The following is an 11,013-nucleotide window of genomic DNA, read 5'->3' on the forward strand; positions in this document are numbered from 1 at the left end:
CTCACTTCGCCGCGGTGCGGGCGCTGTCGAGGAGCGAGGCGAGCCGGCCGTCCAGGAAGAACTCCTCCAGAGGTATCTCGGCGCCCAGTGCGTCCTCGATGCGTTCGACGAGGGTGACGGCCAGCAGGGAGTTCCCGCCGAGGTCGAAGAAGTCGTCGTCGGGAGACGGGGAGCGCACGTCGAGAATGTCGCACCAGGCCGCCAGGACGAGCTCGTCGACTGCCGGAGTGTTTTCCACGATGTCCTCCTCAGAGTTCGGGACCAACGGCCCATACTGGCGAAAGGGTGGCGCCTCTGCGTGTTTTCGGTGTTTCCGCATCGAGCCCCAGGTCGATTTCGGTGATTCCGCGCTCCAAAGCGAATGCGATGGGCGCATGGACAAGGCTCTGCACATAGGCCACGTGTCGGCTGTCGGAATCGTCGGAGAGCCCGGTCTCATAGACCTCAAGACGATTTCCGGCCACACAGCCGAAAGTGATCGCCAGATACTCGGCAGGGCCCGACACCGCGAAGGCGACACGCTCACCACCGGGGTCGGCCGCCCATTGCGCGAGCCTGAGCCGCACCAGCCGCGGATGGTCCACCTCACCGTGGCGCCGCCTGACTGCGGCGACGAGCCCGGCGGCCTCCGCCGTGAGCTCGGCGGCGGGACGCACCTGTGACCGCAGCCCGGCCTCGGCCACCTCCCGCCGGTCCTTGAGGACGGTACGGCGCGCACTCCGGCTCAGCCTCGCCAGGAACTCCGTGTCGCTGCCGCCCGGCGGGAGCCGCAGCACCGACAGGCTCGCCAGACGCCGCGCTTGCCGACCGGGGCCTGCGAAGTCGGCCGCCTCCTCGTCCCGGATGTACAGGGCCACGGGCACCATCCCCCTGTCGGCGGCCTCCTGCCAGGCCCGGTCCACGAGCGCGCGGCGCACGGTCCGCGCCTCCTCGGGGGAGAGCGCCGCCGACACGACCGCCCCCGCGACCAGATCCGTGCAACCGCCGACGAACAGATGCGACGAGCCCTGCGGCGCCGGGAAGAGATCCCGCGCAACGGCGAGCGGGCCGGCCCCGCCGGCAGCCTGCGCCTCCTGCTTGAGGTGCTGCAGGGGCAGCAGACCGACGGGCACGCCACCGGCGCGTGCTACGACGACGGCCGAGTTCCACACGGCGGAGAGGTAGGGGCGGCCCAGCCGCTCCGGGAGGAGCGAGACCGACGCCGCGTTCCACTCGACGTCCGGCACCTGCGCCGGAACCCGGTCGGCCGGGAAGAGTTCCGTCTCCATGGTGTTCATGCGACCGGCACCTCCTGGTAGATCACACGGGGCACCGCGCGGGCAGGCAGCGGCACGGCGTGGCGGGCGTGGCGGGATCGAGGGCTGCGGGCCGGGTCAGCCGTGCACCGTCGACGCCTCGGCCTCGTGCAGGGCGGGAACGACGCGTTCGGCGAACAGCCGCATCGTCTCCCAGTCCACCGGAGGACGAAGCCCAAGCAGGAAGTCCTTGACGCCGAGACGCACATAGGGCAGCAGGTCGGCCACCAGCTGCTCAGGGGTACCGAAGGTGAGGTACTCCTTCAGGTCGGAGGAGCCGGTCGGCAGCATGGCCAGCCGCTCGTCACGCCGCAGGCCGACCCGCCGCTCGTCCGCCGCCAGGACGGCCCGGAAGGTGATCGACGGCCGGATCTCATCCATGTCACGGCCGATCTCGGCGCAGTGTCCGGCGAGGACGTCCAGCTTCCGCCGGTACACGGGCAGGTCGGTGATCAGCGTGTTCCAGACGTCGGCGTGCCGGGCGACGACGCGCAGGGTGCGCTTCTCCCCACCGCCGCCGATCACCAGGGGCAACCGCGCCTGGACCGGCTTGGGTTCCAGGCGGGCGCCGCTGAGCCGGAAATGCCGTCCCGTGAAGTCCACCGACTCCCGCGTCCACAGGCCGCGCATGACCTCGCAGGCCTCGTCCAGCATGTCCAACCGGGTCCGGGTGTCGGGAAAGGGGATGCCGTACTGGTCGTAACCGAGGTCGGGACCTCCCGCGCCGACGCCGAATTCCAGCCGCCCGCCGGACACGTGGTCGACGGTCGCGGCGATCGACGCGGCCACCGCCGGGTGCCGCCAGGTCACCGCCGAGACCAGCATCGCGCAGCGGATCCTGCTGGTGCGGACGGCCAGCGCCGACAGCAGCGTCGGCCCGTCGAAGCAGGGGCCGGCCGGGCCCCCCAGCGGGGGGCGATAGTGGTCGAAGATCGAAGCCCAGTCGTAGCCCCACTCCTCCGCGCGCTGCCACAACGTCAGGCAAGCGTCGAAGTCTTGATACTGCTGTCCGGAATGGACCCCGAATCTGAGCACAACTCCCCCTTGCGGCACCGCCGACGCGGTGTCGGATGACATCGTAGGCGATAGGGGGCGTATACGAGAAGGGTCTTGCCTATCGCGCGGACCAGTGGTCCAATCAACTCAGACCAATTACGCGGACCGGGGGGACTTTTGCGGATATCGCGCGATTCGGTTGGCACCACCAAGGGTCATTTGGGACAGAAGCCGACCGAAGTGCACGCGTTCACTCTCGACTCCGGAAACGGCCTGTCGGTCACTGCATGGACATATGGAGCCTCCCTGGTCGAAGTCAACGTTCCCGACCGTTATGGCCGCCCGGGGAATGTCGTGGTCCGCCTTCCCGACCTCGCCTCCTACGAGGATCCCGACCTCAATGCATATGTGGGCGCCACCGTCGGCCGTTACTGCCGCTGTGTCACGGATGCCCGTTTCGAACTGGACGGGGTGGAACACCGGCTGGACGGCAACGACGGCAGCCACCATCTGCACGGCGGCTCCCTGGGGTTCGACAAGTACGTCTGGGAGGCGGACGCCGAGTCCCGCGAGGACCGCCTGGTGCTGCGGATGCGCCTGGTGAGCCCCGACGGCGACCAGGGCTATCCGGGCGAGCTGACCGCCGAGGCGAGCTACGAGGTGGACACGCGCGGTCGGCTGACGATCGCCTTTCAGGCGCGCACAACGGCCCCGACCGTCGTCGGGCTGACCAATCACGCCTTCTGGAACCTCGGTGGCGGCGGCACGATCGACGACCACCGTCTGGCCCTGAACTCCACGCGGATCGTGGCGTTCGACGACCGGCTGATGCCACTGCCCGGACCGCCCCGGGACATCACCGGAACCGACCTCGACCACACCACACCCCGGGAGCTCGGCGCCGCCCGGCTCGACAACTTCTTCGTCCTCGATGACTCCGCCTGGGCGGCACAGGTCGAACACCGGCCCTCGGGACGGACGATGCGGGTGACCACCGACCAACCGGGCATGGGCGTGTACTCCGGCGACCACTACCGTCGGCCCCGGGCCGGACTGTGCCTGGAGACCGGGGCCTGGCCCGACGCGCCCAACCGGCCCGACTACCCGTCGGTGCGTCTGGATCCCGGCCAGACCTACCGGCATCGCACCACCCACGCGTTCCAGACGATTGGAGCTGAGCCCGCATGAGGCTGTATCTGTCCTCCTTCCGCATCGGCAACCGCCCGGAGGAGCTGCTGCGGCTGCTCGGCGACGGCGGTCGCCGCACCGCGCTGATCATCAACGCCGACGACTACAAGGACGCGGAGGGACGTGCCGCCTCCCTCAAGCGGGAGATGGACGAGCTGCGCAGCGTGGGCCTCGACCCCTTCGAGGTGGATCTGCGGGAGTACTTCGGCCGCCCGGAAGCGCTGGAGGAGGTGCTCTCCGGCGTCGACGCCGTCTACGTCCGCGGCGGCAGCGTGTTCGTGCTGCGACGGGCCTTCCAGCGCAGCGGGGCCGACGAGATCATCAAGCGGCTGCTGGCGCGGGACGCCATCGTCTACGCCGGTTACAGCGCCGGTCCCTGCCTGCTCGGACCGACCCTGCGGGGCGTCGAGGGCGAGGTCGACAATCCCGAGCTGGTCCCCGAGGGGTACGAGGACACCACGCTGGACTGGGACTGCCTGGGCATCCTGCCCTACTCCATCGCTCCCCACTTCCGCTCCGACCACCCCGAGTCCGCCGAGATCGACAAGCTCGTCGAGTACTACATCGAGCACCACATGCCGTTCGTCGCGCTCCGCGACGGGCAGGCCATCGTGGTCGACGGCGACTCCACCACCGTCGTCGGATGAGCACCCGGCACGCCACCACCTCGGCGGAGGTCCGCGCATGAGCACCCATCACGCCCCCACCGGCTCGGCGGAGGCCGGCACATGAGCGCCTGGCAGACCGCCACCGACCCGGCGGAGGTGCACGCGCTGCTGGAGGCCAGCGACGCACACCAGGCCGAGCAGAGCGGAACGCCCGCACCGGTGCGCCGGTTCGCCACCACCCAGAGCCTGGTGGAGAACGGATGCGTCCGTCTGCTGAGGCGGGACGGCCAGGCTGTCGCGATGTTCACGCTCATCCGCCGGCCCCGCGGTGACACCCCACCCGACTACCCCCCGGCGTCACGACCCGCCCAGCTGAGCAGGCTGGCGGTCGCGCCCGACGCGTTGGCCGAGGGTTCCCTCGCCGGTGTCGGCTGCGTCCGGGAAGCCATCCGGTTGGCCACCGCATGGGGCGCGGACGTGCTGCGCGCCGAGGCCAACCCCGATCTGCGCGCCACCCGCCGGCTGCTGGCCCAACTCGGCTTCGAGCAGTGCGGTCCCGTCCACACCGACGACACCGGCCGGCGCTTCGTCCATCTGCAGAAGACCCTTTGACGAGGAGAGATGCCGGATGTCCCCTTACACACCGCCCCCCGTGGTGGAGCGCCTGCGCGCCGGTGACTGTCCTGTCGTCCTGTTCGGCGCCGGAGACATCGGCGTCATGGCGCACCACGTGCTGACCCGGCTCGGGGTGCAGGTGACCTGCTTCGCCGACGGCCGCAGCTCCAAGCAGGGCACCGTCCTGCGGGGGCTGGAGATCCGCTCGCCCGAGCAGCTGGCCGACCTGCCCGGCACCACGCACGTGTTCCTGTGCGGGAACTACCTGACGACGATGTCGGCGCGGATGAAGGAGCTGGGCTTCACCCACCTGCACGATTGCGTGGACCTCCTGAACGGCTTCGACTTCTCCGACGCCGACACGGGCATGGACGTCGTCCTCATGGAGCGCAAGGCCGCCCTCCACAAGCGCGAGACGCTCAAGGCGCGGGAACAAGCCGAGAACTCACTGGTGCTCAAGTACCTCGACGTCGTGGTGACCGAGGCCTGCTCCATGAAGTGCCAGGACTGCTCGAACCTCATGCAGTACTACACCAAGCCGCGGCACAGCGACCTCGACCTGCTGGAGAGCGCCGTCGACCGGATCATGGAGAGCATCGACGGGATCTACGAGTTCCGGGTGCTCGGCGGCGAGCCGTTCGTGAACCCGCGGGTCCACCGCGTCATCGACAAGCTCACCTCCTACGACGGCGTCGACAAGGTCGTCGTCTACACGAACGCCACCATCGTGCCGCGCGGGGCGAACCTGCAGTGCCTGCGCAACGACAAGGTGGTCGTCGACATCACCGACTACGGGGAGCACAGCAAGAAACTGGACGAGCTCCTCCAGGTGCTCACCGACGAGGGCATCACCCATCTGACGAAGATCCCGGTGTGGACCGACTCGGGGCGGATCAACTTCGTCGAGCGCAGCGCGGACGTCCTCGACGACATGTTCCGCAACTGCTGTGTCAACGACATCCTGACCCTGCTCAACGGCAAGCTCTACCGCTGCCCGTTCTCGGCCAACGGCACCAACCTGGGCGCCATCCCCGAGACCTCTGACGACGTCGTCGACCTGACCGGGGCCCTCTCCGGCACCGCACTGCGCGAGGCGATCCGCCGCCTGTACGGCCGCTCCACGCACCTGACCGCCTGTTCGTTCTGCAACGGCCGCGACTACCGCACCCCGCGCATCAAGCCGGCCGTCCAGACGCGTCGGCCGCTGCTGCTCCCCGTCCTGGGCCAGGGCTGCGGATGAGGATCGCCGTCGTACCGATCGACGCGATCGGGCACATGAACCCTCTGCTGGCCGTGGTCGCCGAGCTCGCCGCCCTGCCCGGTGTCGAGGAGGTCCGCAGCTTCGGCCCGCCGGCCCTGGCCAAGGCGTTCACCGCGGTCGGCGCGCGCCACGTCTCCCTCGCGGCGCAGCCCCTCGGCCCGACACCGCCGGGCCTGAGCGACCTGGCGTACAAGAGCTTCGTGCACCCGCTGGCCACGAGCCGGTCCTTTGTCGACGCGGTCGCCGCGTTCCGCCCCGACGCTGTGCTCTACGACGTCTTCTCCGTGCACGGCATCATCGCGGCGCGGACGCTACGCGTGCCGTCGGCCTCCCTGGTCACCTTCCCCGGATACGGCGCGCTGGGCGAGGACTTCGCTCTCCAGCACGGCCGCCCCCATCCGGCGCTGGACGAGGCGAGCGACGCCTACCGGCGGATGTACGGCACGGACCTGCTCGGCGAGGGATTCCTGCCGACGCTGTTCCCCTCCGCCGATCTGTCGGTCGTCACCGCGGCCGAGGAACTGTCCCGCGAACCGGACGAGACCACCCCGCGGCTGCTGGACGCCCTCAAGCCGTTCCTGGACACCTGCGTCCATGTCGGCGCCGCCCAGGGCCACGCGCGGTACGTGCCGTCCCCCGGCGCCCCGGAGCAGTCCGGGAGACCCGAGCGTCACCGAGCGGACTTCCCCTTCGAGCTGCTTCAGCGGGCCAAGCGGGACGGCCGGGCGGTCGTCCTGTTCTCGCTGGGCACCGTGCTCACCGACTTCCGGTTCGGCACACCCGTGGGCGGTGCCCCGACCGGGCGCGACTTCCTGCGCGCCATGCTCGGCCATCTGACCACCGCGCTCGGCGGGCGCGCGGACCTGACGGTGGTGGCGGCGGTCGGCACCCGGCTGTCCGCCGAGGAGGAGCCGCGGTGGCCCGGGAACTTCCTGGTGCGCGACTTCCTGCCGCAGCGGGAGATCCTCGACCGGTACGCGGACGTCTTCGTCACCCACCACGGCATGAACTCCACGACCGAGGCCATCCTCGCCGGCGTGCCGATGGTCTCCCTGCCCGGCGTGGGCGACCAGCTCGCCAACGCCCGCACAGCAGTGGAGCGGGGCGCGGCCGTCGCACCCTGGGACGTGGACGACCCCTACGCCACCGTCACGGCCGAGCGGCTGGCCCGCGCCGTGGACCAGGCCCTGCGAGACGACCGGCACCGCGCCGCCTGCCGGGAGCTGCGAGAGGCCGTACTACGGGCCGGCGGAGCGCCGCGCGCGGCCCGGCTGGTCGCCGGTCTGGCACAGAGCGCTGCATGAACGTCCAGGACGCCGCATGCACCAGGGGCCGCCGGTGTTCCGGCGGCCCCTGCAGGTCAGTCGAGACGGACGGTGACGCATTTGGGCCGTTGGTACTCGGCCAGCGCCAGAGTGCTCAGATCGGTGCCGTGTCCCGAGCCTTTGCGGCCGCCGTGCGGCAGCTCGGGCGTCTGATCCAGATGGCAGTTCACCCACGCTTCGCCGGCGTCCAGCTCACCGGCCAGCCGCAGAGCCCGGCCGACGTCCGCGCTCCAGACGCTGCCGGCCAGGGCGTGCGGCATGCTGTTGGCCAGTTCGACGGCGTGTTCCACGTTCCGCGCCTGCTGCACGGTCAGCACGGGCCCGAAGACCTCCGTCACCACGGCCTCGTCGTCGTCGGGCAGATCGGCGAGCACCACCGAAGGACGCCAGTAGCCGCCGTCCTCTCCCGGGCCCGGCTTGACCTGACCGGTGTGGCGGACGGCGGCCCCGGTCGCCGCGAGGATCCGGTCGTACCGGGCCACCTGGTCCGGGTTGTTGAGCGGGCCGAAGTCGATGCCGGCGGTGAGCACGCCCATCGCCGCGGCCAGTCCCGCGACCGTCGCGGCGTAATTCTCCGGCAGGGTGATCACGCGGGCGGGCGCGGCACAGCTCTGGCCGGCGTTGAACACCGAAGCGGCGGCCAGCGACGCGTACGTGTGCTGCGGGGCGTCGGGCAGGACCAGGGCCGGGCAGTTGCCGCCGAGTTCGAGGCTGACCGGGCGCAAGTCGGCGCGATAGGCCACGTCCAGGCCGCCCGTGGTGCTGCCGGTGAAGGCGATGGCGTCGACCTGGCTGCCCACGAGGAGCTGGCCGGTCTCGCGGTCGCCGGGCAGCACACTCAGCACGTGCTCACCGAGGAGTTCGCCGGCGTCGGCGCGCAGCAGCAGTGCGGTGTCGGGGGTGGTCTCGGCCGGCTTGAGGACGACCGCGTTGCCGGCCGCGAGGGCCGGGCCGAGCCGCCATGCGGCCATCATCATCGGGTAGTTCCAAGGGACGATCGCGGCGATGACACCGAGCGGCTCCCAGCGCACCCAGCTCTCCCTGCCGTTCATCCGGCGGCCCGCAGCGGGTGAGGAGTCGGTGCGGGCGGCGCCGGCGTAGAACCGCAGGACGTCGGCGCTTCCGTCGACCTCGGCGAGGGCCTCGTCCTGCGGCTTGCCGGTCCCGGCGCGCAGCGCGTCGGCGTACCCCTGCCTGCGTTCCTCGACACGGTCCGCGAGGCGCAGCAGCCTGCGGGAACGCTCGGCGGGCGTCAGGGCGGCCCAGATCCGCTGCGCGGCGCGGGTCGCGGCGACCGTGTCGGCGACCTCCTGCTCGCGTGCCGCCGGATACTCGAGACGGACCAGGCCGGTCCGGGGATCGGTGGCTGTCAGCATCGGCATGTCTCGATTCGTCACAGCTCGGCTCCTTGCGGTCGGGTGTCAGGCGGAGGGGCGGAACAACTCCTTGAGCACGGGGCGGAGGATCTTCCCGGTGCTCGTGCGCGGCACCTGTGCGACGCGCAGGATCCGGCTCGGCTGGACCGCTTCGGCGAAGTGGGCCCGCATGTGCGCCCGCAGCGCGGCGTCGGTCACGACGTCGGGCGCCGACACGGCGACTGCCACGGTCTCGCCGAGCAGCGGGTCGGGCACGGCGGCGCAGGCCGCGTCCCGGACACCGGGCAGGGCGCGCAGCACGCGTTCCATCTCCTCCAGCGAGACCGTCTCGCCGCGCACCTTGGCGATGTTCTTGACGCGCCCGGTGACCACGAAGAAGTCGCGGCCGGTCTGCTCGTCGCGCACCAGGTGCCCGAGATCCTGGGAGTGGAACCAGCCGCCCCGGAAGGCCTCCGCGGTGGCCTCGGCGTTACCGGCGTACCGGGACATCACGTTGTGCCCGCGCATGCAGATCTCGCCGGTCTGTCCGGGACGGGCGGGGCTGCCGTCGGAGAGCAGCACCGCCACCTCGTTGCCGTCGACGGCGACCCCGATCGAGGGGATATGGGTGTCCAGCATCAACCGCCGATAGGTGGCGTCGTCAAGGTCGCGGGGCATCGTCGTGGAGAAGTTTGTCGTCTCCGTCAGCCCGTAGCCCTGCAGGACGCGGACGCCGAACCGCTCGTGAACGGCGCGGGCGGTCTCGGTCGACAGCGGTGCGGCCGCCGACACGAAATACCGGAACTGCTCGGGCAGGTGCGGGCGCTTCCACACACCGAGCAGGGCGTCCAGCACGCTCGGGACGACGCTGGCGACGCGCGGCCGGTACGTGGTCAGCAGCTTCGGGTAGCCGAAGGGGTCGAAGCGTGCCGCGAGGACGGCGTGCGCGCCGGCCGCGAGGGTGGCGAACAGGGTGAAGTGAACCCCGTTGACGTGGTGGATGGGCAGGCAGCCGAGGAAGGTGTCGCCCGGGCCGAGCCCGTGGTGGCGGACGACCGCCGCGGCGTTGGCGGCGCCGTTGCCATGGGTCTGGGCGACCAGCTTGGAGGCGGCCGTGGAGCCGGAGGTGCCGAAGTACAGCGCGTCGTCATCCGGCCGGAGCGGCTCCGGCACCTCGCCGTCGCCGGGGTCGGGCAGGCGGCGCGGGTCGGGCAGGCGCACGCTGCCGGGCACGCGGTCCTCGGGCACGCCGCCACCGTGCACGACCACGTCCACGCCCAGACCGGCGGTCTGCTCGGTCAGCCGGGTGAGCGGGTCGGCGGGGTTGAGCATCAGCGCGGGACAGCCCGCGCGCAGCGCGCCGTAGAGGGCGAGCACGGAGTCGACGTCGTTGACGGGGAGCAGTCCCACCGGGGTCCCCGGGGCGAGGGCGAGCTCGGTGCGCATCCAGTGGGCGACGCGGCGGCTGGACTCGTCCAGTTCCCGGTAGGTGAGGGTGCGGGTGGCGCCGTCCTCGGCGACCGCGGTGAGGTAGGGCGCGTCACCCAGTACCGCGGCGTGCCGGGCCAGGTGGCCGAGCACCGAGGCGGGGGCCTGCGGCCCGGTCGGGTAGGTGGCGCCCTGATAGCGGTGTACGGCGTCGGTGTCCGCGGTGAGCCGGTCAGTCATGGGAACTCTTCAAGGTGCGCGCCGCGTCGGCGATGGTACGGGCGGTGCGGAAGGTGTCAGCGGTGATCAGGTCTGGTGGGAAGTCGACGGCGAGCTCCTGCTCCAGCCGGACGAGCAGGCCGACGGTGCGCAGCGAGTCGAAGCCCAGACTGCGCAGCGGCAGGTCCGGGTCATCCGCGTCACATCCCTTGGCCTCGTCGGGCAGTTGGTCGCGGATGACGTCCATGACCGACCGCAGCAGCCGGTCTTGGCCGGGACCCGCGGGCGTCGCACCCATCACTCCTCCACCAGCGTCATGCGTTCCGCGGACTCCAGCGGCATGTGCGGCACGCCGAAGGCGAGGATCTCCAGCGGTTCGGGCACCTGCAGGTTGGTCTTGACGCCGTGGGCGTAGTTGGCCGGTACGAACACCGTGTCGCCGGCGCCCATCTCGTAGTCGACGCCGTTGATGTGGATGTATCCGCGGGAGCTGAGGACGAACAGGATGTGCGCGCCCGGGTGCGTGTGCAGGTCGAAGCGGGAGCCCGACTCCATGATGATCCGGTCCGCTCCGACCGTCACGCCGTTCTCGATGAGCTCGCCGGCGCCGACGGTGCCGAGAATGCCCGGGATGATCTCGTTGCGCGAGTTGACGAGCTTGACCTCGGGGGAGTTGTAGATGTTGCGAATGTGCTTGTTCGGGTCGAAGAGGATGTCCATCAT

General features: G+C 70.9%; 12 protein-coding genes. 5 read left to right on the forward strand and 7 right to left on the reverse strand.

Annotated elements, in window-relative coordinates; genetic code table 11:
- Position 1: 1 nt before the first annotated feature.
- From IE225_RS02625 to IE225_RS02635, 3 genes are all read right to left on the reverse strand, one after another.
- Complete coding sequence (locus tag IE225_RS02625; protein ID WP_190055612.1) at positions 2-238, reverse strand: phosphopantetheine-binding protein; 237 nt, start codon at positions 236-238, stop codon at positions 2-4.
- 10 nt (positions 239-248) lie between these two features.
- Positions 249-1,277, reverse strand: a complete 1,029-nt coding sequence (locus IE225_RS02630; RefSeq protein ID WP_190055613.1) for a GNAT family N-acetyltransferase — start codon at positions 1,275-1,277, stop codon at positions 249-251.
- A gap of 96 nt (positions 1,278-1,373) precedes the next feature.
- Positions 1,374-2,372 carry an LLM class flavin-dependent oxidoreductase gene (locus IE225_RS02635; RefSeq protein ID WP_190055614.1) on the reverse strand — a complete coding sequence of 333 codons (999 nt, stop codon included), beginning with the start codon at positions 2,370-2,372 and terminating at the stop codon, positions 1,374-1,376.
- A 138-nt stretch (positions 2,373-2,510) separates the two neighbouring features.
- Here IE225_RS02635 and IE225_RS02640 point away from each other — a divergent pair, with 138 nt between their 5' ends.
- From IE225_RS02640 to IE225_RS02660, 5 genes are all read left to right on the forward strand, one after another.
- Positions 2,511-3,479: an aldose epimerase family protein gene (locus tag IE225_RS02640; RefSeq protein ID WP_229879152.1), complete on the forward strand. Its 969-nt coding sequence runs from the start codon at positions 2,511-2,513 to the stop codon at positions 3,477-3,479.
- Positions 3,476-4,126, forward strand: coding sequence for a Type 1 glutamine amidotransferase-like domain-containing protein (locus IE225_RS02645; RefSeq protein ID WP_229879154.1), 651 nt, complete (start codon positions 3,476-3,478; stop codon positions 4,124-4,126). The genes IE225_RS02640 and IE225_RS02645 overlap by 4 nt, the downstream gene beginning before the upstream one ends.
- 81 nt (positions 4,127-4,207) lie before the next feature.
- Positions 4,208-4,699, forward strand: coding sequence for a hypothetical protein (locus IE225_RS02650; protein ID WP_229879156.1), 492 nt, complete (start codon positions 4,208-4,210; stop codon positions 4,697-4,699).
- A gap of 16 nt (positions 4,700-4,715) precedes the next feature.
- Entirely contained in the window at positions 4,716-5,942 is a 1,227-nt protein-coding gene (locus IE225_RS02655) for a radical SAM family protein (RefSeq protein WP_190055616.1), read from the forward strand.
- Positions 5,939-7,267 (forward strand): nucleotide disphospho-sugar-binding domain-containing protein, encoded by a 1,329-nt coding sequence (locus IE225_RS02660; protein WP_190055617.1) that lies wholly within the window; start codon positions 5,939-5,941, stop codon positions 7,265-7,267. The genes IE225_RS02655 and IE225_RS02660 overlap by 4 nt, the downstream gene beginning before the upstream one ends.
- Positions 7,268-7,323: 56 nt before the next feature.
- Here the strand turns inward: IE225_RS02660 and IE225_RS02665 are convergent, their stop codons facing one another.
- Genes IE225_RS02665 through IE225_RS02680 form a run of 4 tightly spaced genes read right to left on the reverse strand, consistent with a single transcriptional unit; the run spans position 7,324 to position 11,013 of the window.
- Positions 7,324-8,685 (reverse strand): aldehyde dehydrogenase family protein, encoded by a 1,362-nt coding sequence (locus IE225_RS02665; RefSeq protein ID WP_229879158.1) that lies wholly within the window; start codon positions 8,683-8,685, stop codon positions 7,324-7,326.
- 24 nt (positions 8,686-8,709) lie between these two features.
- Positions 8,710-10,311: a class I adenylate-forming enzyme family protein gene (locus IE225_RS02670; protein WP_190055618.1), complete on the reverse strand. Its 1,602-nt coding sequence runs from the start codon at positions 10,309-10,311 to the stop codon at positions 8,710-8,712.
- The gene (locus IE225_RS02675) at positions 10,304-10,588 is read right to left on the reverse strand and encodes an acyl carrier protein (protein WP_190055619.1); all 285 of its coding nucleotides are present in this window, start codon (positions 10,586-10,588) and stop codon (positions 10,304-10,306) included. The genes IE225_RS02670 and IE225_RS02675 overlap by 8 nt, the downstream gene beginning before the upstream one ends.
- Entirely contained in the window at positions 10,588-11,013 is a 426-nt protein-coding gene (locus tag IE225_RS02680) for a cupin domain-containing protein (protein ID WP_190055620.1), read from the reverse strand. The genes IE225_RS02675 and IE225_RS02680 overlap by 1 nt, the downstream gene beginning before the upstream one ends.

The organism is Streptomyces echinoruber (genome assembly GCF_014651135.1).
In the GTDB taxonomy this organism is placed as follows: Bacteria; Actinomycetota; Actinomycetes; order Streptomycetales; family Streptomycetaceae; genus Streptomyces; species Streptomyces echinoruber.